Source organism: Microbacterium longlingense, assembly GCF_058349825.2.
This window is the reverse complement of sequence record NZ_JBYRJA020000015.1, coordinates 1-23,477: the sequence shown is the minus strand read 5'-3', so window position 1 is coordinate 23,477 and position 23,477 is coordinate 1. Positions and strand designations below refer to the sequence as shown.

The following is a 23,477-nucleotide window of genomic DNA, read 5'->3' as shown; positions in this document are numbered from 1 at the left end:
GTATGGACCCCTTCGAGATCCGCACGGCGCGCCTCGTGCTGCGCGCGCCGACGGCGGAAGACATCGACGTGATCGCTGAGGCCTGCCAGGACCCGGCGATCGCACGCTGGACCACTGTTCCCTCCCCGTACACCCGCGACGACGCCGAGATCTTCATCGGAATCGCCACGGAGGGGTGGGCCACGGGCACGGAGCTCAACTGGGCCGTGCACGACGACGACGGCCTGATCGGGATGATCGGGCTCCAGCAGGTCCGGGACGGCGCCGGTGAGCTCGGCTACTGGATCTCGCACGGCGTGCGCGGCCGCGGCTATCTCACCGAAGCCGGCCGGGCGGTGATCGACGCGGCCTTCGGACGAATCGGGCTGCAGCGCATCGAGTGGAACGCGGCGGTGGGCAATGTGCCGTCGGCGCGGACCGCGCGCACGCTCGGCTTCCAGTACGAGGGCACGCGCCGCCAGCGGATGGCGACCCAGCGCGGCCGCGAGGACTCCTGGGTGGCCGGGCTTCTCGCCGATGACGACCGCACGCCGCAGCCCTGGCCGATGCTCGACTGACGCACAGCACCGCGCATCCGGCACGGTGCGCGTGCGCAGGTCGGCCGACGCGGCCGTGGTCACGCGGCGCTGCCGCGTCATGCTCCTCCGCTGGTCTTTGGTCATCGTTCCCGGCAACAGCTGATCACGCCGCGGAGAGGCCGCGAGCAGCGGTCTCCGCGCCGATGTCAGCGGCCCGTGGCAGGATGACGGCATGCCGGAGATGCCGGAGGTTCAGGGCCTTGCCGACTTCCTCGCCGCACGGACGAGAGGTCGGGTGATCGAGCGCGTCAGCGTCGCGGCGATCTCCGCGCTGAAGACCTTCGACCCACCGATCGATGCCCTCCACGGCGCACGCATCACCGGCGCCACGCGGCACGGCAAGTACGTCGATATCGCGACGGACGCCGGGAATCATCTCGTCTTCCACCTCGCCAAGGCCGGGTGGATGCGCTGGTACGAGGAGGTCCCCGCGACGCCCATCAAGCCAGGCCGCTCCCCCATCGCCCTGCGTGTGCGCCTCGACGACGCCAGCGGCTTCGACCTCACCGAAGCCGGCACCAAGAAGTCGCTCGCGGCATGGGTGGTCCGCGATCCGGCCGACGTTCCCGGCATCGCGCGACTCGGGCCGGACCCGCTCGACGACGCCTTCACGCGCGACGTGTTCGCCGCACTGCTCGCCGCACGCCGGATGCAGGTCAAGGGCCTGCTGCGCGATCAGTCGGTGATCGCCGGGATCGGCAACGCCTACTCCGATGAGATCCTCCATGTCGCTCGGATGTCGCCCTACGCCATTGCGGCGACGCTCGATGACGCCGAGGTCGACCGGCTCTACGCCGCGCTCCGCGAGACACTCGAGCACGCGGTGGCGACAGCGTCTGGTCGGCCCCCGGCGCAGCTCAAAGACGCCAAGCGCGGCGGCATGCGCGTTCACGGGCGTCGCGATCAACCGTGCCCGGAGTGCGGCACCGCGGTGCAGAGCGTGTTCTTCGCCGACCGGTCTCTCGAGTACTGCCCCACCTGCCAGACCGGCGGCAAGCTCCTCGCCGACCGGCGGCTCTCGCGACTGCTCAAGTGAGGCAGGAAGCCGCTTCCCGGGGGCCGTCTCGCACCGTCACGAAGCGGCCCCGCCTCCATGCCGCGCAGTATGATCGAGACAAGCACGCATGCTCCGGGGTCGGTGAGAATCCGAACCGGCGGTGACAGTCCGCGAGCCCCCGCGACAGATGGCGGGGGCTGATCCGGTGGAACTCCGGAACCGACGGTGATGCGGGGGTGACCCCTCGCTAGTCCGGATGGGAGGCAGCATGCCCTGCGGCATGCCGTCGGCCGTCCCGGAGCCCGACGAAGGAACAGGACGCATGACCGTGAGCGAGGCCGAACAGGCAGCGATGACGCGCGCCATCGCCCTCGCCCGCAACGGTCCGCGCAGCCTGAACCCCCAGGTCGGCGCCGTCATCCTCGACCCCGCCGGCACCGTGATCGCCGAGGGCTGGCACCGCGGCGCCGGCACGCCGCACGCCGAGGTCGATGCCCTCAGCAGGATCCCCGCCGATGCAGCACGCGGCGCCACCGCCGTCGTCACGCTGGAGCCCTGCAACCACACCGGTCGCACCGGTCCGTGCGCACAGGCACTCATCGATGCGGGTGTCGCGCGGGTGATCTATGCCGCAGACGACCCCGGCCAGACCTCCAGCGGCGGCGCGGAACGACTCAGGGCCGCCGGGATCGACGTCGTCGGCGGCGTCGATCAGGGGGCGGCGACCGCTGTGATCGCCGACTGGCTCGCCGTGCAGCGCCTCGGCCGCCCGCTCGTCACCGTGAAATGGGCGCAGAGCCTCGACGGCCGCGCCGCCGCCGACGACGGGTCGAGCAGGTGGATCACCGGCGCAGCAGCACGCGCCGATGTGCACCGGCGCCGCGCGGAGGCCGATGCCATCGTCGTGGGTACCGGCACGGTCCTCGCCGATGACCCCGCCCTGACCGCCCGCGACGGCGATGTGCTCTTCGGACATCAGCCGATGCCGGTCGTCATCGGCAGCAGGCCCGTCCCCGCGGACGCCGCGGTGCGCCGGCACCCGCATGCTCCGCTCGTGTACGAGACCAGAGACCTCGCCGCCGTGCTCGACGATCTGCGCGAGCGCGGCGTGCAGCGGGTCTTCGTCGAGGGAGGCCCGACGCTGGCCAGCGCATTCCTCGCGGCGGGGCTCTTCGACACCGTCCTGGCCTATATCGCTCCGGTCCTGCTGGGGGGCAGCCGCCTGGCGCTCACCGACATCGGCGTGCCCTCGATCCACGATGCCCGCCGGCTGCACGTGGACGCCTGGGTCCCGCTCGGGGCCGACGTCCTCGCGATCGCACACCCCGTCGCCGACACCGGCGACTCTGAAGGAGGAGACCGCTGATGTTCACGGGAATCATCGAGGAGATCGGCGAGATCACCCGCATCACGCCAGCGGGCGATGGCTGGCGGATCACGGTGCGCGCGCCGCAGGCCGCCGCCGACGCGGTGCACGGCGAGTCGATCGCGGTCAGCGGCGTCTGCCTCACGGTCGTCGGATCGACCGCCGACACCTTCGACGCGGACGCGATGAAGCAGACCCTCGACGTCTCCGCACTGGGATCGGCAGCGCCGGGTCTGCGGGTGAACATCGAGAAGGCGCTGCGTGCCGGCGACCGACTCGGCGGTCATATCGTCCAGGGTCATGTGGACGGCGTCGCCACGGTGGCCGAGGTGCGTCCGGGCGACCAGTGGAGCGTCATCCGGTTCGCGATCCCCGCCGATCTCGCCCCCCTCGTCGTCGATCAGGGGTCGATCACGATCGACGGCACATCCCTCACGGTCAGTGCGGTGAGCGAGCCAGCGGAGCCCGCCCCGTGGCTGGAGGTGTCGCTCATTCCCGAGACGCTGACGGCCACGACCCTGGGGCAGCGTGCGGTCGGTGACCGCGTCAACGTCGAGACCGATGTGCTGGCACGTCATGTCGAGCGCCTGCTCGCCTTCCGCGGACTGGAGAACCCCCGATGAAGCTGGACACCATCCCCGATGCCCTCGACGCGCTGCGCGCCGGGCGCCCGGTCCTCGTCGCCGACGACGAGGACCGGGAGAACGAGGGCGACATCATCCTGTCCGCCGAGCTCGCGACAGCGGAGTGGCTGGCCTGGACGATCCGCCTCTCGTCCGGGTACCTGTGCGCGCCGATGCCCGCGGACGTCGCCGACGCACTCGACCTGCCACCGATGGTCTCAGCGAACCAGGACGCCCGCGGCACCGCCTACACCGTGAGCGTCGACGCCGCCTCCGGCGTGACGACGGGGATCAGCGCCGCAGACCGCGCGCGCACCCTCAACGTGCTCGCATCGGCGGACTCGACCCCGGCGAGCCTCATCCGCCCCGGCCACGTGCTGCCGTTGCGCGCCGTCGACGGCGGCGTGCGCCAGCGCGCCGGCCACACCGAGGCCGCGGTCGACCTGATGCGGCTCGCGGGCCTGCGCCCCGTCGGCGCGATCGCCGAGGTGGTCTCCGACGACGGCAGCATGATGCGTCTGCCGGAGCTGATCGAGCTCGGCAGGCGCGACGGCGTGCCGGTGATCACGATCGAGCAGCTGATCGCCTACCTCGACGAGCACGAGCCGATCTCCTCCGACGCCCCGCCGGCCCCCCGCCGGGTGAGCCTGCACGCCGAGGCCCATGTCCCCACCGCGCACGGCACGTTCCGCTTCCGCGCCTACAAGGACCGCATCACCGGCACCGACCATCTCGCGGTCATCTCCGGCGAACCCCAGGGCACCGCACTGGTGCGCGTGCACTCGGAGTGCCTGACCGGAGAGGCGTTCGGTTCGCAGAAGTGCGAGTGCGGGCCGCAGCTGGACGCCGCACTCGACGCGATCTCCCGCGACGGCGGCGTGGTGATCTACATGCGCGGCCAGGAGGGGCGCGGCATCGGCCTCGTCAACAAGCTGCGCGCCTATGCCCTGCAGGAGCAGGGCCTGGACACCCTCGACGCGAATCTCGCCCTGGGGCTCCCCGCCGACGCGCGCGACTATGCCGCCGCTGCGGGGATCCTCGCCGATCTCGGGATCGCTCAGGTGCGCCTGTTGACGAACAACACCGACAAGGTGGACCAGCTGCGCGCCCTCGGGATCGACGTGATCGAGCAGGTTCCGCTGGTGGTGGGCGTCGGCCCCAACAACCACCAGTACCTGGAGACCAAGCGCGCCCGCATGGGGCACGTGATCGCCGACGACGCCATCGCGGAGTCGATGAGGGACAGCGTCGAGAGGAGCAGCAGATGAGCGGAGCAGGAGCCCCCAGAAACACCGAGGGGATTGATGCGGCTGGTCTGCGTGTCGTCGTGGTCGCCGGCACGTGGCACGACAAGATCACCGACGGCCTGATCGCCGGTGCCCAGCGCATTCTGGATGCGGCAGGGGCCACGCATCGCCTGGTGCGCGTGCCGGGCTCGTTCGAGCTGGCCGTCGCCGCGCAGGCGGCCTTCGCCGGCGGTGCTGACGCGGTCGTCGCGCTCGGCGTGATCATCCGCGGTGGCACGCCGCACTTCGAGTACGTCTCCGCGGCTGCCACAGACTCCCTGACGCGTGTGGCCCTCGACGCCGGCAAGCCGGTGGGGTTCGGCGTCCTCACCCTCGACGACGAGCAGCAGGGTCTGGACCGCGCCGGCCTGCCCGGCTCGAAGGAGGACAAGGGAGCGGAGGCCGCTGACGCCGCGCTGCGCACGGCGCTGGTCGTCCGCGACCTGCGCGGCGGGCAGTAGGCCCGTTCGCGTCCGCGACGCTCTGCGCGGGATCGGCGCCGCCCGGTCAGCCCCGCCCGGTTAGCCCTGCCTCGCTGGCGACCGGCCGGGGCATCACCTACCGTGAAGGCATGGAGATCCTTCGTCACGCTGTCGTCCTGGCCCACCTCGTCGGTTTCGCCGTGCTCTTCGGCGCCTGGGCCGTCGAGGCGTTCGGCGGCAAGCAGCGTTTCACGAAGATGATGAACTGGGGCCTCGTCATCGCCGCGGTGGCCGGCCTCGCCCTCGCGGCTCCGTGGGGCGGTGCCGACCTGAACTACCCCAAGATCGCCGTGAAGCTCGGCATCCTGCTGGTGATCGGCGCCCTGATCGGCATCGGTGCTGCCCGTCAGCGTCGTGGCGAGAACGTCTCCCCCGTCCTGTTCTGGCTGGTCGGCGGCCTCACCCTCGGCAACGCGGCGATCGCCGTCCTCTGGTGAGATCCGCGGGTGTCAATACTCATTGACACTTACGACGGCGTCACCTAAAGTTGACACCGGATGCCCGCCTGCGGCATCCGGGAGGAGTTCCGCCATGGGCAGCGACGCGATCATGACCCGCATCGGCGCGGACGGCGAGCGCGAGCCGCTCGCCGAGCTGCGCCGTCTCGCCGATCTGCGCCGCGAGATCGCGCGAAACGAAGAGGTGCAGGTGCGCCGGGCGCGCATCGCTGGGCACTCCTGGCAGGCGATCGCGAGCGCTCTCGGCGTGACGCGCCAGGCAGCGCACCGCCGCTTCGGCAAGACCTGAGCCATCCCCGGCGGCCGTGTCGAGCCCAGCCGCGCAGCGCCGGTCCATGATCCGGATGCGCTCCGCCGCCCTCGATGCCCGGGGAAGGCCCGCCCCTGCACCCCCCGGTGCAGGAAGTCCATAGGCGCCCCCCATACGGTCATCAGGTAGCTTCCCCCTTCCGCGACCGAGGTAGATCCATGTCACGCACGGCGACTCCCCGCCGCCGCGGCCGTGGCGCGCAGCAGGACGGCCCGCGCGCCACCTTCCGCCAGCTCGTCCCCTTTCTGCTCGAACACCGCCGGACCCTGGTGTGGGTCGCGCTTCTCAGCGTCTTCGGCGCTTTCGCCACCCTGGTGCAGCCCGCCCTCGTCGGACAGGTCATCACCCGGGTGCAAGAGGGTCAGACGCTCGGGACGCTGGTCTGGCTCCTCGTCGGGTTCGTGATCGTGTCGTCGATCATCTCCGGCTACCAGCACTACCTCCTGCAGCGCACCGGGACCGCCGTGGTGTACTCCAGCCGCCGGCAGCTGATCGCCCGCATCCTGCACCTGCCGATCCGCGAGTTCGACGCCCGCCGCACGGGAGACCTGGTGTCGCGCGTGGGCACAGACACCACGCTGCTGTACGCCGTGCTCACCCAGGGGCTCGCAGACGCCGTCGGCAACGCCATCCTCTTCCTCGGAGCGCTGATCGCGATGCTCGTGATCGATCCGCTCCTCCTCCTGCTCATCACGGTGGTGCTCGGCCTGTCGCTGATCGCCGTCGTCGTGCTGAGCGGGCGCATCCGCGTGGCGTCCGCCGCCCAGCAGGAGAAGGTCGGCGAGCTCGCCTCCGGCGTCGAGCGCGCGGTCGGATCCATTCGCACGGTCCGCGCTTCGGGGGCGACCGAACGGGAGACCCGCGATATCGCCGCTCTCGCACAGGAGGCCTACGGGCTGGGCGTGCGCATCGCGAAGGTCTCCTCGTTCGTCGTCCCGGTCGCCGGCATCGCCCTGCAGGTCTCCCTGCTGGCGGTGCTGGGCGTCGGCGGGTTCCGCGTCGCCGCCGGAGCGATCGACATCGCGAGCCTGGTGACCTTCATCATGTTCCTGTTCCTGCTGGTCATGCCGCTGGCGTCGACCTTCGGCGCCATCACCTCGGTGAACCAGGCGCTGGGCGCGCTCGGCCGCATCCAGGAGGTGCTCGATCTCCCCCTCGAGACGGACGGCGACGCCGAGGAGGCCGCACGCATCGGCCGCTCGCCCGCGCAGCGCGACGCTCCGGCGATCTCGTTCCGCGACGTGCGGTTCCGCTATCCGGACAGCGTGATCGCCGCGCGCGAGGCCGCGGCGTCCGAGGCGCGCGCGCTGCTCGAGCAGATCCACCTCGACCCCGTTCCCCCGGCGTCTTCCGACGGCTCGCAGGAGGTGCTGCGCGGGGTGTCGTTCGATGTCCCGCGGGGCGCGCGCGTGGCCCTGGTCGGCCCGAGCGGCGCGGGAAAGAGCACGATCCTCTCGCTGATCGAGAGGTTCTACGATCCGACGGCGGGGTCCATCCGCCTCGACGGACACGACATCCGCACCTACCCGCGCGACGAGTTGCGCGGGCAGTTCGGATACGTCGAGCAGGATGCGCCGACGCTCGCCGGAACGCTCGCCGACAACCTTCGTCTCGCCTCGCCGGACGCCACCGATGCCGACTGCGAACGGGTGCTGCGGGCCGTCAACCTCGGCGATGTGCTCGAACGCAATCCGCTCGGGCTCCAGGCGCCCGTCGGCGAGGACGGCGTGATGCTCTCCGGCGGCGAGCGCCAGCGGCTCGCGATCGCTCGCGCGCTCCTCACCGCGGCGCCGATTCTGCTCCTGGATGAGTCGACCTCGTCCCTCGACGGCGTCAATGAGCAGCGCATGCGCGATGCGATCGATGCTGTTGCGGCCGGCCGGACGCTCATCGTCATCGCCCACCGTCTTTCGACCGTGGTGGACAGCGACCTGATCGTGGTGCTGGAGAACGGCGAGGTCGTCGGCCAGGGCACGCACGACGAGCTGGTCGAGACGACGGCGCTCTACCGAGACCTGGCCCGCCACCAGCTCCTGACGCCCTAGCCCCGCGCGCCTGCTCGAAAACAGGCAAACAGCACCAGAACAGGCCGGAATCCGCGGAAGCGGCCTGTTCTGGTGCTGTTTGCCTGTAACGGCGTCGGTGTCAGGCGGATGCCGCCGCGGTCAGGCGCTCCCGCAGAGCGGCCAGCTGACCCCGCAGCTGCGCGGGCACCCGGTCGCCGAAGGAGTCGTAGAGCTCCTCGGTGAGGTCGGCCTCGACCTGCCAGGCGGCGGGGTCGACGTCGAAGAGCTCGTCGAGGTCTTCCGCCGGCACCTCGATGCCGTCGAGGTTGAGGTCCGCGGCGTTCGGGAGCCGGCCGATCGGGGTCTCGACAGCCCCGACCTCGCCGCTCAGGCGGCGGAGGATCCAGTCGATCACGCGGGCGTTGTCACCGAAGCCCGGCCACAGGAAGCGACCGTCGGCGCCACGGCGGAACCAGTTGACCTGGAAGATGCCCGGCAGACCCTCCTCCCCCACGGACGCTCCGACCTTCAGCCAGTGCGCGAAGTAGTCGGCCATGTTGTACCCGCAGAACGGCAGCATCGCGAAGGGATCACGCCGCAGCTCGCCGAGCGTGCCCTCGGCCGCGGCGGTGCGCTCCGACGCGATCATCGAGCCCAGCAGCACGCCGTGCTCCCAGTCGAAGGCCTCCACCACGAGCGGGACGTTCGACGCCCGGCGACCGCCGAACAGGATGATGTCAAGCGGAACCCCCTCTGGGTCGTCCCAGTCGTCCGCGATCTGCGGGCACTGCGCTGCGGCCACGGTGAACCGCGAGTTCGGGTGCGCGGCGGGCCGGCCGGCCTCGGGCGTCCAGGGGTTGCCCTCCCAGTCGGTGAGCTCGGCCGGCGCCTCGTCGGTGAGACCTTCCCACCACACATCGCCCTCGGGCGTGAGGGCGACGTTCGTGAAGATGGTGTTGCCCCACAGCGTCTCGACCGCGGTGACGTTGGTCGACTCGCCCGTTCCCGGCGCGACGCCGAAGAAGCCGGCCTCCGGGTTGATCGCGCGCAGGCGCCCATCGGCGCTCGGACGGATCCAGGCGATGTCATCGCCCAGCGTCTCGACCCGCCAGCCCGGGATGGTGGGGCGCAGCATCGCGAGGTTCGTCTTGCCGCAGGCCGAGGGGAACGCCGCGGCCACGTGGTAGCGCCGCCCCTGCGGGTCGATCACGCGGATGAGCAGCATGTGCTCGGCGAGCCACCCCTCCTCGCGCGCGATCACCGAAGCGATGCGCAGCGCGAAGCACTTCTTCGCGAGGATGGCGTTGCCGCCGTACCCCGAACCGTAGGAGTACACCTCCAGGGTCTCCGGGAAGTGCACGATGTACTTCGTCTCGTTGCACGGCCAGGCGACGTCCTGCTGGCCGGGCTCAAGCGGTGCGCCGACGGTGTGCACGGTGCGCACCCAGGGGGCGCCGGCGGCGATCTGCGCGGTGACCTCTGCGCCCACCCGCGTCATGATCCCGATCGATGCGACCGCGTAGGCGCTGTCGGTGATCTGCACGCCGATGTGCGAGAGCGGGCCGCCGATCGGGCCCATCGAGAACGGCACGACGTACATCGTGCGGCCGCGCATCGAGCCGGCGAACAGGCCGTCCAGCGTGCGGCGCATCTCGTTCGGCTCCGCCCAGTTGTTGGTGGGGCCGGCGTCTTCCTCCCGCTCGGAGGCGATGAACGTGCGCGCCTCGACGCGGGCGACGTCGCTGGGGTGCGAGCGAGCCAGGTACGACCCGGGGCGCAGCTCGGGGTCGAGCTGGATGATGGTGCCCTCGGCGACCATCTGGCGCATGAGCGCCTCGTTCTCGGCCCGAGAGCCGCTCACCCAGTGGATGGCGGCGGGCTGCGTCTGCGCGGCGACACGATCGACCCAGGCGCGAAGCTCGGCAAAAGCCGGCGTGTCGTAGTCCGGCGCCACTCCTTCCTCGGAGTCCCAGACGGTCGAAATGCTGCCGGTCGCGGCCACTGCCATAATCGTTGCTCCTCAAGGCGTACTGACCTTCTCATTCTCCCGCTGTTTACCTGTATTTATGAGGCTCCAACGCGATAAGAACACGCGATCTTTACAAATGACGGTGTCTTTCCACTACGGTGTTCACATGCCAACGACCGGACTCGCGCTCACCACGCTCGGCCACCGCATCCGCCACCACCGCCTCGGCAGGGGACTCACCCTCGACGAGCTCGGCGCACTCGTCGGCGTGGCGGGCAGCCAGCTCAGCCTCATCGAGAACGGCAAGCGGGAGCCGAAGCTCTCCCTTCTCCAGGCGATTGCGGGAGCCACAGGGACAGATGTCTCCGACCTGCTCTCCGGCGAGCCGCCGAACCGGCGCGCGGCGCTGGAGATCGAGCTCGCCGATGCGCAGGCGAGCCCGGTCTTCCGTCAGCTCGGCCTCGCGCCCATCAAGGTCACCAAGGGCATGAGCGATGACACCCTCGAGTCCGTCCTGGGCCTCTACCGGGAGCTGCACCGCCGCGAGCGCGAGGCCATTGCGACCCCCGAGGAGGCTCGGCGTGCGAACACCGAGCTGCGCCTGCGGATGCGCGACAGCAACAACTACCTGCCCGATATCGAGCGGCTCGCCGAGCGCCAGCTGCGCGCCGCCGGCCACGTCTCCGGCGCGCTCTCCCACCGCACCGTGAGCGTCATGGCGGAGCAGCTGGGTTTCGAGCTGCTGTACGTGGACGACCTGCCGGACTCAGCCAGATCGGTGACCGACCTCGAGAACGGCCGGATCTACCTGCCGCCCACCTCGATCCCGGGCGGCCACGGCCTGCGCTCGATGGCGCTGCAGGCGATGGCCCACCGGCTGCTCGGGCACACCCCGCCGACCGATTACGCCGACTTTCTGCAGCAGCGCCTGGAGATCAACTATTACGCCGCCTGCTGCCTCATGCCGGAGACCGCGGCGCTGGCGTTCCTGGTGCAGGCCAAGAAGGAACGGAACCTGGCCGTGGAGGACTTCCGCGATGCGTTCGGTGTGACCCACGAGGCGGCGGGCATGCGCATGACGAATCTCCTGACGGAGCATCTCGGCATCCGGCTGCACTTCCTCCGCGCGGAGGAGAACGGCGCGATCACCCGCGTCTACGAGAACGACGACCTGCCGCTGCCGAGCGACGTCACCGGGGCGATCGAAGGTCAGAAGGCCTGTGCGCGCTTCTCGGCGCGCACCGCCTTCGCCCAGCAGAACCGGACCGTGGAGTTCCATCAGTACACCGACACCCCGACCGGCACCTTCTGGTGCTCCACCCAGACCGGTTCCGCCGACCGCGGGGTCTACTCGATCACCGTTGGCGTGCCCTTCGACGACGCTCGCTGGTGGCGCGGGCGCGATACCCCGGCGCGGGAGCGGTCCACCTGCCCGGACGAGGCGTGCTGCCGCCGTCCGCCGGCGGAGGCCTCCGCCCGCTGGGAGGGCAAGGCGTGGCCGAGCGCACGGGTGCACCAGCACATGTTCTCGCCGCTGCCCCGCGGCGCCTTCCCCGGCGTCGACGACACCGAGGTGTACGCCTTCCTCGACCGTCACGCCATCAGGAGCTGAGCATCCGGCGGGCCGCCCGGAACGCGCGGCCCGCCGGATCAGTCTCATCCCTGCAGGGTCACCTCGCGACGCGGCGGGAGCACGACCGGGTGCGACCCGGCCAAGACCTCGATCACACGGACGACCTGGCACGAGTAGCCGTACTCGTTGTCGTACCAGACGTAGAGCACCACGTCGGTGTCGTTCGCGATCGTCGCGAGCCCGTCGACGATGCCCGCACGGTGGGATCCCACGAAATCGGTCGAGACGATCTCTGGCGACTCGATGTAGTCGATCTGCTGGCGCAGCTTCGAGTGCAGCGAGACGCGGCGCAGGTAGTCGTTGAGCTCGTCACGGTCTGCGGCCTTCTCCAGCGTGAGGTGCAGCACCGCCAGCGAGACGTCGGGGGTGGGCACGCGGATCGCCGACCCGGTGAGCTTGCCAGCCAGCTCGGGCAGCGCGCGGGCCACGGCCTTGGCGGCTCCGGTCTCGGTGATGACCATGTTCAGCACGGCGGAGCGACCGCGGCGGTCGCCCTTGTGGAAGTTGTCGATGAGGTTCTGGTCGTTGGTGAACGAGTGGACCGTCTCCACGTGGCCCCGCACGATGCCGTAGGCCTCGTCGACCGCCTTGAGCACCGGGGTGATCGCGTTGGTCGTGCAGGACGCCGCAGAGACGATGCGGTCATCGGCCGTGATGACATCGTGGTTGATGCCGTGCACGACGTTCTTCAGCTCGCCCTTGCCCGGCGCGGTCAGCAGCACGCGCGCGACGCCCGTCGACTGCAGATGCTGGCTGAGGCCGGCCTCATCACGCCAGCGGCCGGTGTTGTCGACCACGATCGCGTCGCGGATGCCGTAGGCGGTGTAGTCGACGGTGGCGGGATCGTTGGAGTAGATGACCTGGATGCGGTTGCCGTTGGCGATGATCTGGTCGTTCTCGTGGTCCACCGTGACGGTGCCGTCGAAACGGCCGTGCACCGAGTCGCGCAGCAGCAGGGAGGCACGCTTGTCGAGATCGTTCTCCGCGCCCTTGCGCACGACGATCGCGCGGAGGCGCAACCCGCTGCCGCCGCCGGTGTGGGCGATGAGGATGCGAGCCAGCAGCCGCCCGATACGGCCGAAACCGTAGAGGACGACATCCGTGGGCTCCGGTGCGGCGATCTCGCCGCCGAGCACCGGCGCGAGCTCGTCGCGCAGGTAGTCGACGAGGTCGCGCCCGCTGGCCGCGTGGCCGCTCACCAGCCGGGCCAGATCGATCGACACGGGGCCGGGGTCGAGGTCGCGCACCGCCTGGAGCACCGCGAGGGTGTCTTCCGGGCGCACCTCGTCGTGGCCGAGCTGCGTGATGCGCTCGTGGGTCTCCAACAGGCCCATCGTCGACAGCCCGAGCAGCCGGTGCCCCTGCAGCGAGGTGACGACACCTCGCTCGCGGTTCAACTGGCCCACAAGGGGAATCATCTGCTCGGCGAGGGCCTCACGGGCCACCCATTCATCGCGGTGAGAGGCGGAGTCGGTCATTCAGCGTCCTTGAACATACGTGCACGCGGAAAGCGCACCAGGAGTTGCGGCGCGCTGAGGAAGGAGTCTCCCCCGTTCCAGGGTAGAGGGTCGAACGGCCCTGCATCGACCAGGGCGCCGTAAAGATCCGCATAATTGCGTGCCGTGGCAACAGAACGCCTGAGCCCGCCGTCACGCACCGGCGCAGCCGCTGCGCGGACGGATGTTCGCTCGCGCTCAGTCGCGCGGTGAGAGCAGATAGGCGTTGAGCTCGGCGGTGAAGGCGGCGTCGACGGCGATCTCGACGCCGTCGATCGCCGCGACCGGGGCCGCCAGGCGCACGCTCGAGACCAGCCAGGCCGCATCCGCCGTGGTCAGCTCGGCGGCCGGGATCGTGCCGTACTCCGCCCGGAGCCCCCGCGCGGCGAGGAAGTCGTACACGCTCAGCTGGGTGGTGCCGCGGAGGATTCCGCCGGAGGGCTCCGGCGTCAGATACCGGTCGCCACGGCGCAGGATGAGCGACGCCGTGGGTGCTTCGAGGACGTACCCGTCGCTGGACAGGAAGATCGCGTCGTCGGCGCCGCGTCGCCTGGCCTCGCGGATCGCGGCCATGTTGACGGCGTAGGAGAGCGTCTTGGCGCCGAGGAGCAGCCAGGGCGCACGCTCGGCGACACCGCTGTCGAAGCCGCGATCGAGGGTGACCACCCGCACCCCTTGGGTCCGTACGGCGGCGAAGTCTCCCGCCGGCGAGGCCGTGGCCCACGCGGTCGGGGCCGGCCCGTTGTCGACGCCACGGCTGAGGATGAGCTTGATCACAGCTTCGCCCGACGGGCATGCCGCTGCCGCCCGATCGACCGCCTGGCGCCACTGGGCGAGGTTGGGCGCGGGCAGATCGCACAGCCGAGCCGAGTGCGCGAGCCGTTCGAGGTGGGGCACCGTCTCCTGGGCGTGACCGTCGACCACGCCGATCGACTCGAACACCCCGTCGCCGCGCTGGGTGCTCAGCTCGCCGACGCTGAGCGCCGGAGCCGCCGCGTCGATCACCGTCAGGGTGTCGGCGTAGTCGCCGCGCAGGTCGTCAGCGGCGACAGGATCGATCATCAGGGCGAAGCGCCAGCTCATGCTCTGAGCCTACTGGCCCGATTCGCGATCACCGGGAATACCGCACGCTGCCACGCGTTACACTGGAGTGGCCGGGCCGCAGTAACCCCGGGCTCCAAATTCTGCCGCTGCGAGCGGCCTTCCGCCGAGAGGCGTTCATCTGCGGTCCGGCCCTTTTTCTCTCCTCCACCGGGACGCCGCGGTCAGAAAGACTCGATGACCGCCAGCTCCCCGCTGCGCCACAGCATCGCGACCACCGTGAGGTCGACGGCGTAGCTGGACAGCCGCAGCGCCCGCCGGGTGAGTGCTGTCGCGCGTTCTGGCTCCGTCGCCTCGCCGTCGTCGGCGACGTGCGTCGCTCCCGAGGCCTGCACCCGGCAGAAGGCCGCAGCGCGCTCCAGCGCGACCGCGAAGTCACCGCTGAAAGCGCCGCGCATGATCGTGTCGATCAGTTCCTCCAGTTCGGCAGGCGTCGCGGGCGTCGGAGCCCCGGCCACGAGCGCGTCGGCCGAAGCCAGCTCCTGACGTCCCCGCTCGTAGAGCAACGCAGCCAGAGCCGCATCGCGATGGATGGAGAGCTGCAGCAGGTGCAGCCGCCACAGGGCGCCGGCGAGCGATCGCGCCGGAGCCTGCGCCCAGAGCTCGGCGATCTCGTCGATACCGTGTTCCGCGGCGAACGCGACCATCCGCTCGGCGCTCGTGCCGGAGACGTCGGCGCGCACGCGTGCCAGCAGCGCCGACGCGGTGATCTGAGCCATGCGCGCAGTCTCCGCCGGGTCCGCCGACCCCTGGAATGCCTCGAAGGCGCCGGAGGGGCGGAACACGGGTCGGTGGAAGCTCTGCGACATCCCTCCAGGCTACGCCGCGACGAGGCACGCGGGGCATCCCGGCGGCTTTCCGCTGTCCCCCCAGTAGGACTCGAACCTACGACCCGCGGATTAAAAGTCCGATGCTCTACCAACTGAGCTATAGGGGGCTATCAGAACAGTCTACGGGCGCGCGGGCCCCCAGCCGCGCGCCCGGAGACGTCGTGTCAGACGGTGACCAGCCCGTCTGCGCCGCGGATCGCCCGGGCCGTCAGCATGCCCCCGGAGAGCGAGGCCGAGTCGAAACCGGCCTGCGTGAGGATCCGGTGGGCGATGTGGGAACGCACGCCGGATCCGCACAGTGCCCGCACCGGGCGTGCTCCCGCCGCCTGACGAACCTCGTCGAGACGGTCGCGCAGCTCGGTGTGCGCGATGTTGATGGCACCGGGCAGATGCCCCGAGGCGAACTCCTTGGCACTGCGGACATCCAGCAGCACGGCACCGGCGGCGAGCTCGTCCGCGAGATCGTCGATGTACCAGAGCCGCAGCGTGCCGTCGATGACGTTGGAGCCGACCATCCCGACCATGTTCACCGCGTCCTTCGCGCTGCCGTACACCGGCGAGTAGGCGAGGTCGAGGTCGATCAGGTCGGCGACGGCGAAGCCGGCGCGGATCGCGGTGGCGAGCACGTCGATGCGCTTGTCGACGCCATCGCCGCCCGCCGCCTGCGCGCCGAGCAGGAGGCCATCGCCGCGGCGCACGTGCACGATCAGGTCGAAGGAGCGGGCGCCGGGGAAATACCCGGCGTGCTGCGCCGGGTGCAGGTGCAGGGTGTCGTAGGTGATCCCCGCCCTGTCCAGAGCCGCCCGGTTCGCACCCGTCATGGCAGCGGTCAGCTCCCCCACGCGCACGATGGCGGTGCCGACCGGCATCGGGATCGGACGGGCCTGCGCCGGCCGGACGATGTGATCGGCGATCTGCCGGCCGGCGCGGTTGGCCGGGCCTGCCAGCGCGACAGGGCGGCGGATCCCGGTGACCGCATCGGTGGAGACCGTGGCGTCTCCGGCGGCGTAGACCGCGGGCAGGTTGGTGCGCCCGTGCTCGTCGACCATGATCGCGCCGCTCTCGCACACCACACCGGCGGCCTCGAAAGCAGCGGTGTCGGGGCGCACGCCCACCGACAGCACGATCATGTCGGCCGCCAGGCGCGTGCCATCGGACAGCACGACCGTGTCGTGCTGTCCGCCGCGCTCGATCGCCGTGGCGCCCACGCCGTCGTGCACGGTGATGCCGAGGCGCCGCAGCTCGGCGGTGACCACCGACGCGAGCTCCCGCTCGAGCGGCGGAAGCACGTGCGGGGCCAGCTCGACGACATCGACAGCGAGACCCTGCATCCGCAAGGCCTCCGCGGCCTCGATGCCGATGAAGCCCGCGCCGAGCACCACGGCGCGGGAGGCTCCGGTCTGCACCGCCTCCCGCTGGGCGACCGCGTCCGCCACGGTGCGCAGCGTGCGCACGCGCGGCGAGTCGAGACCCTCGATCGGGGGACGCACGGCGAGCGCCCCCGGAGCGAGGATCAACGCGTCGTACGCCAGCTGCTCGACTCCGGCGCTGCTGACCACCGTGACGGTCTTGGCGTCTGCATCGAGACCCGTGACCTCGTGGCGCACGCGCACATCGAGGTCGAGCGCCGCCCGCAGCGATGCGGGCGTGTGCAGGAGCAGGCTCTCCGGCGCCTCGATCTCTCCGCCGACGTAATACGGCAGTCCGCAGTTCGCGAACGAGACCTCATCGCCGCGTTCGAGGACGACGATCTCCGCCGACTCGTCGAGCCGCCGCGCCCGAGCGGCGGCGCTCATCCCGGCGGCGACGCCGCCCACGATCACGATCCTCACGACGCCTCCCGATGATGAATACCCCCATGAGTATTTTTACTATACCCCCCGCGGTATGCTGGACCCCACCGGCACGACAGGAGGCCCCGTCATGACGAACGCGGAGAGCACGACGCCCGACCACGACCCCGAGGCCCGGCGACGCATTCTGAACCGCCTCAAGCGCGCCCAGGGTCAGCTCGCGGCGGTGATCTCCGCCGTCGAGGCCGAAGCCGACTGCCGCGAGGTCGTGCAGCAGCTCGCGGCGGTGTCCAAAGCGCTCGATCGAGCCGGCTTCCTGGTGATCTCCAGCGCCCTGCAGGAGTGCCTGACCGACCCGGACGGCGAGCACTCCCCCGCGGAGCTGGAAAAGCTGTTCCTCTCCCTCGCCTGACGCCCCGCGGCCCCCACCCGCCCGGCCCGGCTCCGTCGGCCCTCGTCCCCGACTCAGGCAAAACCCCGCCGCGCCGACCACAGACGGCGTGTCGGGGCCGATTGCGCGGATTCTGCCTGAGTTCGGGAAAGACCGCATCGACGAAGACGCCGACGAAGCGGGGCTGGTCGGGGCGGGCGCTAGGCGGTGCGCTCGATCAGTGCGCGGACGGTCGGCAGATTGCGCGCCGTTCCGGGCGCGCCCAGCACACGGTCGAGCACCCCGGGCGTGAGCTTCGAGCTGCGCACGCCGCTGCGGAAGTCGATCCACACGTCATCGCCGACCCGCGCGACTCTCTCGTCGGCGTGCGCCCGCGCTCGCAACGTCTCGACCGCCCCGGGAGCAGGGGGCGCAGCGGGAAAGATCGCGTGCAGCATCCGCGGGTCTGCGTCGGCGAACGGCTGAGCCGCCTCGGACGCCACCAGCTGCGTGTGCGTCCGCCCGATGACGGGGGTGTCGACCGAGAACGCCGCGGCGATCAGCGCACGCACCTCCGCACATGCGGCGGGGAGATCGGCCGGTGCATCGCAGTGGATGTTACCGCTGGCGATGTACGTTCCCACGCCGGTGAGTGCGGTGCGCTCGGCCAGCAGCGCACGCAGCTGCGCCATCGGCACCCGGTTCCGACCGCCGACGTTCACCCCGCGGAGCAGCAGGACCGCCCCGACCACGATCAGGGCCCGTCGGGGGCGTGAGACGCGGCCGCGCCGGCGCCCGATGTTGCGAGCTCCGCCCCGGCGTGGGCGAGTTCCGCCAGCGCCGCCGCGCTGGACTCCTCCCCGACCCCGGCGATGAGGTCTGTGAAGATACGCACGCGCACACCATGGGCGATCGCGTCGAGAGCGGTCGCCCGCACGCAGTGATCGGTGGCGATGCCGACGATGTCCGCTTCGACGACGCCGTGGGCGGCCAGCAGGTGCCCGAGACTCTTGCCCTCGTCGTCGACGCCCTCGAACATCGAATACGCCGGCACACCCTGACCCTTGCGGATGTGGTGGGTCACGGCGTCCGCGACGAACAGGGGGTCGTACTCCGCCCCCGGGGTTCCGGCGACGCAGTGCACCGGCCAGGTGTCGACGTAGTCGGGTTCTGCGGCGAAGTGCCCGCCGTTGTCCCCGTCGGCGACATGCCAATCCCGGGATGCCGCGATCACGCGATAGCTCCCCGCGGCGGCGGCGAGGTGACCGCTCACGCCCGCTGCGACGGCATCACCCCCGGCGACCGCGAGAGCCCCGCCTTCGGTGAAGTCGTTCTGCACGTCGACGATGAGAAGCGCCCTGCCCATGCTCCGAGGGTACGCCTGCGGGGGCGCATCGGACAGGGGCAGGGCGCGCGTTCAGTGTCCGGCAAGCGTGTCCAGGCGAGCGTAGGAGGTCTCCATGCCGTCGATCATGCCGGTGGCGAGAATGGTGTCGCGCGTCTCCTTGTCCGGGTACTCGATGAGAAGGGTGAGCAGGGTCGCGCCGTCCTCTTCGTACAGCTGGAGATCGTTGATCGTGACGGGATCCGCCACCCCGATCATCCGTTCGGTGGTGACCACGCGCCGCGGGGCGTCGATCAGCAGGACTTCTCCCTCGAATCCGAAAGCCGTCTCCGGCGCTCCCTCCTGCTCCCACACGCTCCGATGGGCCGCGCCGGCGACATCGCCGGGCTCCGCCACGGTCATGACCCAGCCGTCGGGCCCGAGCAACCATTTCCTCAGCAGGTCCGGCTCGTGGTGGGCGCGCCAGACGAGCTCGCGCGGACCGTCGATGAGTCGCGTGATGCGCACGTGGGTGTCGTCGAGGATCTCGAGGCGCGTGCCGGCCCCCTGTGCGTAGGCGCGCAGATCGTGGAGCACGGCGTCCACCTGTCCCATCGCCATCGTGGTTCCCTCCACGACACCCAGGGCGACGACCTGCTCCAGGGCTTCGAGCGAGGGGAAGTGGCTCACGCTGTGCAGGCGCGAGCCGGTTTCGGTGGATTCGAAGGTGTAGACCATGCGCATGACCGGCATGCCGGCGGCATCGTTGCCTTCGTCATCGACGAAGGAGTCCAGCACCTCGAAGCCGCGCGGCTCGTCGATGCGCAAGAACTCCCATGCTCCCCGCGCGATCTCGCCGCGCGGTCCGGTCATGCTGTACACGGCCCGGCCACCGACGGAGAAGTCGAACAGCGTGAAGGTCGCCGGCCATCCGGGCGGGCCCCAGAAGCGTTCCAGCTGGCGAGGGTCTGAATACGCGCGCCAGAGGCGCTCGACGGGCACCTCGAAGTCAGCGACGACGGTCATCGTGAGGTTGTCTGCATCGGTGTCGATGGAGGTCAGAGGCATGGCGGTCTCCTTTGGTTCGCTGCCGGGCCGTGGTTCTGGACGGTGCTCTGGGTCGTGCGCTGGGTCGTGCTCTGGATCGTGCGCTGGGTGCGCCGGATCAGGCGCTGTTCTCGGGGTCGGCGAAAAGGGCGTCGAGCCGATCGATGCGGGCGCGCCACATGTCCTCATAGCGCGCCAGCAGCCCGCGCGCACGGGCGATCATCGCCGGATCGGCGCGGATGATCCGCTCGCGTCCGGCGGCGCGCTTGACGATGAGCTGCGCCGCTTCGAGCACCGCGATGTGCTTCTGCACGGCAGCGAACGACATGTCATACGCGGCAGCCAGCGCCGAGACAGACTGCTCTTCCGCGATGACCCGACGCAGAATGTCGCGCCGCGTGGCCGCCGCCAGCGCTCGGAACACCCGATCGATCTCGTCGTCGCTCACACCATCTTGCACAACCATTTGGTTGCACGTTAGAGCCGAACGCGCGCGGTGTCAATGCCCCGCCGTCGCGTCGGGGGACACGGGATCCGGCAGCAAAACACGTGGAGGCGTGTTCTGAAACCGCTGTTCGCGGTCACGAACAGGGTCCCGTCGCTTGAACACCAGTCCGCGACAGCGGGTCGACCCCGCCCCGCAGGCGGTCGAGGCCGACGATCAGCGGTTCGATGCACGTCAGGACGACCGCTCACACCGTCTCGTCGTCGATGTCACCGTGTTCGTGGGCCGCTGAGTTCATGCGCGATGACGTTACGCATGCCGATGATCGCGGGGAGGTCCGGCCTTCGCGGACGCGCAGACGTGCCCGGGGAGCTCGGCGCTCTCCAGCCGCGCAGACGTCCCGTGCGCTCCCGAAGGCGGACCTCGTGAAGCACGGGGTCCGCACCGCATGCGCTCGCCGTCGAGTCGATCCGTCTGCGCCCGGCCGAAGAGGCCGGTGATCCGGTGCACGAGTGCCGCGAGAGTCGCAGCGGCTACCGGTGATGTCATTCTCAGCCCGCCCGCATCGTCGGACCGCGGCACGGCCGGCTGCAGCAGAGCGAACGGGCCGGGATGTCGACGCGGAACACCGTCTGAACGACGATCGGAGCGGGCTGTCGGGGATATCGGCCGCGAAAGCCCCCCGACACGAAGACGCGTCGAGCACCCCGGCCCGACGCCGAGTGTCATCTCGCTCTCCCCAGTCGCCGCCTGCGGTCATCGCCGGCTCGGTTACGGCCCGGTGCACACTGGAGCCGCAGAGCCCGCCGTACTGCCGACGGGCTCATCAGACGCGGATGAGGCCCGCCCCCTGCCGGGGTCGGGCCTCACCTGCATCGGCCGATGCCGCGGACCGGCGCAGTTGTCAGTCGTCCGCGGGCAGAGGATCGGCGCCGGGAACCTGCTCGCCGTTGTGCTGGCGGTACGCCTTCTCGATGTTCTCGCCGACCTCCTGGTCGATGTTGCGCCAGTACTCGAAGACGCGCGACAGGACGGGCTCCACGACGCCGCCGAGCAGCGTGCCCGTCACCGTCTCCACCAGGCGGCCGCGCTCCTCCTCGGAGAAGACATCGCGCACCAGCGTGTGCGCCTGACCGAAGTCGCTGTCATCGGCGTGCAGTGTGTACGCCGCGCGCACCAGCTCGCCGTCGGCTTCCCAGCCGTTGTCGACCGGCCCCTGCTCGTCCTGGAACCAGCGTCCATAGGAGTTCGGCGCGTACACCGGCGCATCGCCGCTGTTGAAGAACTGCATCGCGCCCTCCTTGTCGTAGGAGTTCATCGGCACCACCGGGCGGTTCACGGGCAGCTGGTTGAAGTTCGTGCCCAGCCGGTTCCGCTGCGCGTCTGGGTAGGAGAAGATCCGGCCCAGCAGCATCTTGTCCGGCGAGATCCCGGTGCCCGGGACGGTGTTCGACGGGCTGAACGCGGCCTGCTCGATCTGCCCGAAGTGGTTGACCGGGTTCTGGTTCAGGGTGAACCGTCCGACGGGAATACGGGGATAGTCCTTCTTCGGCCAGACCTTGGTGAGGTCGAAGGGGTTGTACCGGTAGGTCTTGGCATCCTCGAACGGCATGATCTGCACCTCGACGCGCCACGACGGGTAGTCGCCCCGCTTGATCGCCTCGAACAGATCACGGCGGTGATAGTCGCCGTCCTTGCCGGCGAGGATGTCCGCCTCCTCGTTGCGGATGTTCTCCACACCCTGCTCGGTGAGGAAGTGGTACTTCACCCAGAAACGCTCGCCATCCTCATTGACCCACATGTAGGTGTGGGAGGAGTAGCCGTTCATGTTGCGCCACGTCTTGGGCAGGCCCCGATCGCCCATCAGATAGGCCACCTGGTGCGCCGACTCCGGCGAGAGGGTCCAGAAGTCCCACTGCATGTTGTTGTCGCGCAGACCGGAGTCCGGCATGCGCTTCTGCGAGTGGATGAAGTCGGGGAACTTCATCGGATCGCGCACGAAGAACGTCGGGGTGTTGTTCCCGACGATGTCGAAGTTGCCTTCCTTGGTATAGAACTTGAGCGCGAATCCGCGCACGTCCCGCCAGGTGTCCGGCGAGCCGAGCTCGCCGGCGACGGTGGAGAAACGCGCCAGCATCGGCGTCTTGACGCCCTTCTGAAACAGACCTGCGCGGGTGTACGCCGACATGTCTTCGGTGATCTCCAGCTCGCCGAAGGCGCCGGAGCCCTTCGCGTGCGGGCTGCGCTCCGGAATGCGCTCCCGGTCGAAGCGCGCGAGCTTCTCGACCAGCGCCACATCGTGCAGCAGCAGCGGACCGTCCGGGCCGACGCTCAGCGAGTTGGCGTCGCTCTGACGGCGCGCCCCCGTCTCGGTGGTTGATGGGATGTCCGGACGGAAATCGGCTGTCGGATCGAAGGTCGTCATGGGGTCTTCTCCTCACAGGTGGTGGATCGTGCCGGATGGACTTCTGAGTGCTCCCCGCTCGCGGGAGCGGCTGCCGCGTCGCGGCACGGGGCACAGAGCCCGCGAAAGAGCACGTCGGCCGTCTCGATGTGGAAGTCGAGGTCGTCCGCGGGCTCCAGGCAGGGCGATTCGCCTCTGGTGCACGGCACGTCTTCGACGCGTCCGCACACTCGGCACACGAGGTGGTGGTGATTGTCGTGCCGGTGGATCTCATATCGGGCCGGCTCCCGCGAGCCGGTTTCCAGTCGACGCACCAGTCCGGCCGCTGTCAGCGCGTGGAGCACGCCGTAGACGGCCTGCGTCGAGACGGAGCCGAGGCGACTGCGCACCGCCGTCGCGATCTCATCGGTCTCCGCATGCGGCCGCTCCGCGACGACGGCCAGGGTGGCCAGCCGGGGTGAGGTCACACGAAGCCCGGCCTCCCGGAGCTGTTCCCGGAGCACCGTTTCCCTCACGGAACGGGCGGAGTCCGTCATAAAAACTATTCTACCAATGATAGGAACTATTCAACAGGACCCCGCAGGAGCCGTTCGGCCTGCACATCGACGCCGTCCGCGGAAGGCCCGCCCCCGCGGGCCTCCGTCACGTGAGCGCGGCTCGCGCGCACGCGTGCTCTCCTCGATTGGCGACATGGCCTCCGGCAGGGTAATATCGTGGATCGCGCCTGTGCGCACGCCGCCTTAGCTCAGACGGCAGAGCGATTCACTCGTAATGAATAGGTCAAGGGTTCGATTCCCTTAGGCGGCTCCCCAGAAAAGGCCCGGTCAGGATGCAAATCCTGACCGGGCCTTTGGCGTCTTTCGCCGACGCGTGGAGCAATCGGGGGGTTATCGGCAGAAAAGAGTGGATGGGGTTGGGCGTGTCAGTGTTCGCCGATCCAGCCTGAGCGGTGCCAGAGT

The 23,477-nt window shown here is 70.1% G+C and carries 23 protein-coding genes, 2 tRNA genes and 1 riboswitch; of the genes, 13 read left to right on the top strand and 12 right to left on the bottom strand.

All coding sequences use genetic code 11. The features are described from left to right. The first annotated feature begins 2 nt into the window (after positions 1-2). The 9 genes from AC3RXY_RS15435 (at position 3) to AC3RXY_RS15395 (ending at position 8,145) form a co-directional block, all read left to right on the top strand. Complete coding sequence (locus AC3RXY_RS15435) at positions 3-557, top strand: GNAT family N-acetyltransferase (RefSeq protein ID WP_491511808.1); 555 nt, start codon at positions 3-5, stop codon at positions 555-557. A gap of 193 nt (positions 558-750) precedes the next feature. Beyond that, complete coding sequence (locus AC3RXY_RS15430; protein WP_491511807.1) at positions 751-1,614, top strand: Fpg/Nei family DNA glycosylase; 864 nt, start codon at positions 751-753, stop codon at positions 1,612-1,614. An 84-nt stretch (positions 1,615-1,698) separates the two neighbouring features. Continuing rightward, positions 1,699-1,849, top strand: a riboswitch (FMN riboswitch). Between the two features lie 48 nt (positions 1,850-1,897). Continuing rightward, the gene (ribD, locus tag AC3RXY_RS15425; protein ID WP_491511806.1) at positions 1,898-2,941 is read left to right on the top strand and encodes a bifunctional diaminohydroxyphosphoribosylaminopyrimidine deaminase/5-amino-6-(5-phosphoribosylamino)uracil reductase RibD; all 1,044 of its coding nucleotides are present in this window, start codon (positions 1,898-1,900) and stop codon (positions 2,939-2,941) included. Beyond that, positions 2,941-3,564, top strand: a complete 624-nt coding sequence (locus AC3RXY_RS15420; protein WP_491511805.1) for a riboflavin synthase — start codon at positions 2,941-2,943, stop codon at positions 3,562-3,564. The genes ribD and AC3RXY_RS15420 overlap by 1 nt, the downstream gene beginning before the upstream one ends. Beyond that, a complete protein-coding gene (gene ribA / locus AC3RXY_RS15415) occupies positions 3,561-4,832 on the top strand; it encodes a GTP cyclohydrolase II (RefSeq protein WP_491511804.1) in 1,272 nt (423 codons plus the stop codon). The genes AC3RXY_RS15420 and ribA overlap by 4 nt, the downstream gene beginning before the upstream one ends. Next, the gene (ribH, locus tag AC3RXY_RS15410) at positions 4,829-5,311 is read left to right on the top strand and encodes a 6,7-dimethyl-8-ribityllumazine synthase (protein WP_491511803.1); all 483 of its coding nucleotides are present in this window, start codon (positions 4,829-4,831) and stop codon (positions 5,309-5,311) included. Before ribA ends, ribH begins: the two co-directional genes overlap by 4 nt. 110 nt (positions 5,312-5,421) lie before the next feature. Further along, entirely contained in the window at positions 5,422-5,769 is a 348-nt protein-coding gene (locus AC3RXY_RS15405) for a Fe-S protein (RefSeq protein ID WP_491511802.1), read from the top strand. 94 nt (positions 5,770-5,863) lie between these two features. Next, positions 5,864-6,079 (top strand): AsnC family protein, encoded by a 216-nt coding sequence (locus AC3RXY_RS15400; protein ID WP_491511801.1) that lies wholly within the window; start codon positions 5,864-5,866, stop codon positions 6,077-6,079. Between the two features lie 179 nt (positions 6,080-6,258). Beyond that, positions 6,259-8,145 carry an ABC transporter ATP-binding protein gene (locus AC3RXY_RS15395; RefSeq protein ID WP_491511800.1) on the top strand — a complete coding sequence of 629 codons (1,887 nt, stop codon included), beginning with the start codon at positions 6,259-6,261 and terminating at the stop codon, positions 8,143-8,145. A 100-nt stretch (positions 8,146-8,245) separates the two neighbouring features. Here AC3RXY_RS15395 and AC3RXY_RS15390 read toward each other — a convergent pair whose 3' ends face one another. Next, positions 8,246-10,114, bottom strand: coding sequence for a phosphoenolpyruvate carboxykinase (GTP) (locus AC3RXY_RS15390; RefSeq protein WP_491511799.1), 1,869 nt, complete (start codon positions 10,112-10,114; stop codon positions 8,246-8,248). Between the two features lie 127 nt (positions 10,115-10,241). Here AC3RXY_RS15390 and AC3RXY_RS15385 point away from each other — a divergent pair, with 127 nt between their 5' ends. Further along, the gene (locus AC3RXY_RS15385) at positions 10,242-11,687 is read left to right on the top strand and encodes a helix-turn-helix domain-containing protein (protein WP_491511798.1); all 1,446 of its coding nucleotides are present in this window, start codon (positions 10,242-10,244) and stop codon (positions 11,685-11,687) included. Between the two features lie 44 nt (positions 11,688-11,731). Here the strand turns inward: AC3RXY_RS15385 and AC3RXY_RS15380 are convergent, their stop codons facing one another. The 5 genes from AC3RXY_RS15380 to AC3RXY_RS15360 all read right to left on the bottom strand — a co-directional run bounded on the left by AC3RXY_RS15380 (position 11,732) and on the right by AC3RXY_RS15360 (position 16,967). After that, positions 11,732-13,186, bottom strand: coding sequence for a glyceraldehyde-3-phosphate dehydrogenase (locus tag AC3RXY_RS15380; protein WP_491511797.1), 1,455 nt, complete (start codon positions 13,184-13,186; stop codon positions 11,732-11,734). Between the two features lie 216 nt (positions 13,187-13,402). Further along, the gene (locus AC3RXY_RS15375) at positions 13,403-14,287 is read right to left on the bottom strand and encodes an aminodeoxychorismate lyase (RefSeq protein WP_491511796.1); all 885 of its coding nucleotides are present in this window, start codon (positions 14,285-14,287) and stop codon (positions 13,403-13,405) included. A gap of 182 nt (positions 14,288-14,469) precedes the next feature. Beyond that, entirely contained in the window at positions 14,470-15,114 is a 645-nt protein-coding gene (locus tag AC3RXY_RS15370) for a DNA-directed RNA polymerase subunit beta (RefSeq protein ID WP_491511795.1), read from the bottom strand. A 55-nt stretch (positions 15,115-15,169) separates the two neighbouring features. Continuing rightward, a tRNA-Lys gene (locus AC3RXY_RS15365) sits at positions 15,170-15,242 on the bottom strand. 57 nt (positions 15,243-15,299) lie between these two features. Beyond that, the gene (locus AC3RXY_RS15360) at positions 15,300-16,967 is read right to left on the bottom strand and encodes an FAD-dependent oxidoreductase (protein WP_491511794.1); all 1,668 of its coding nucleotides are present in this window, start codon (positions 16,965-16,967) and stop codon (positions 15,300-15,302) included. Between the two features lie 91 nt (positions 16,968-17,058). Here AC3RXY_RS15360 and AC3RXY_RS15355 point away from each other — a divergent pair, with 91 nt between their 5' ends. After that, positions 17,059-17,340, top strand: coding sequence for a metal-sensitive transcriptional regulator (locus AC3RXY_RS15355; protein ID WP_491511793.1), 282 nt, complete (start codon positions 17,059-17,061; stop codon positions 17,338-17,340). A 179-nt stretch (positions 17,341-17,519) separates the two neighbouring features. On the opposite strand, the gene AC3RXY_RS15350 is transcribed toward AC3RXY_RS15355, so the two are convergent. From AC3RXY_RS15350 to AC3RXY_RS15335, 4 genes are all read right to left on the bottom strand, one after another. After that, complete coding sequence (locus AC3RXY_RS15350; RefSeq protein ID WP_491511792.1) at positions 17,520-18,050, bottom strand: DUF1697 domain-containing protein; 531 nt, start codon at positions 18,048-18,050, stop codon at positions 17,520-17,522. Between the two features lie 2 nt (positions 18,051-18,052). After that, positions 18,053-18,664: an isochorismatase family protein gene (locus AC3RXY_RS15345; protein WP_491511791.1), complete on the bottom strand. Its 612-nt coding sequence runs from the start codon at positions 18,662-18,664 to the stop codon at positions 18,053-18,055. Between the two features lie 51 nt (positions 18,665-18,715). Next, positions 18,716-19,690 (bottom strand): SRPBCC family protein, encoded by a 975-nt coding sequence (locus AC3RXY_RS15340; protein WP_491511790.1) that lies wholly within the window; start codon positions 19,688-19,690, stop codon positions 18,716-18,718. Between the two features lie 97 nt (positions 19,691-19,787). After that, positions 19,788-20,135 carry an ArsR/SmtB family transcription factor gene (locus AC3RXY_RS15335; protein ID WP_491511789.1) on the bottom strand — a complete coding sequence of 116 codons (348 nt, stop codon included), beginning with the start codon at positions 20,133-20,135 and terminating at the stop codon, positions 19,788-19,790. Between the two features lie 136 nt (positions 20,136-20,271). On the opposite strand from AC3RXY_RS15335, the gene AC3RXY_RS15330 reads away from it, so the two are divergent. Next, on the top strand, positions 20,272-20,406 hold the full coding sequence (locus AC3RXY_RS15330; protein ID WP_491511788.1) for a hypothetical protein: 135 nt from the start codon (positions 20,272-20,274) through the stop codon (positions 20,404-20,406). A 612-nt stretch (positions 20,407-21,018) separates the two neighbouring features. Here AC3RXY_RS15330 and AC3RXY_RS15325 read toward each other — a convergent pair. Both AC3RXY_RS15325 and AC3RXY_RS15320 read right to left on the bottom strand, forming a co-directional pair. Then, on the bottom strand, positions 21,019-22,539 hold the full coding sequence (locus AC3RXY_RS15325) for a catalase (RefSeq protein WP_491511787.1): 1,521 nt from the start codon (positions 22,537-22,539) through the stop codon (positions 21,019-21,021). Further along, entirely contained in the window at positions 22,536-23,054 is a 519-nt protein-coding gene (locus AC3RXY_RS15320; RefSeq protein WP_491511786.1) for a Fur family transcriptional regulator, read from the bottom strand. Before AC3RXY_RS15320 ends, AC3RXY_RS15325 begins: the two co-directional genes overlap by 4 nt. Positions 23,055-23,252: 198 nt before the next feature. Between AC3RXY_RS15320 and AC3RXY_RS15315 the strand changes: the two genes are divergently transcribed. Continuing rightward, positions 23,253-23,325 (top strand) — tRNA-Thr (locus AC3RXY_RS15315). The last annotated feature ends 152 nt before the right edge of the window (positions 23,326-23,477 follow it).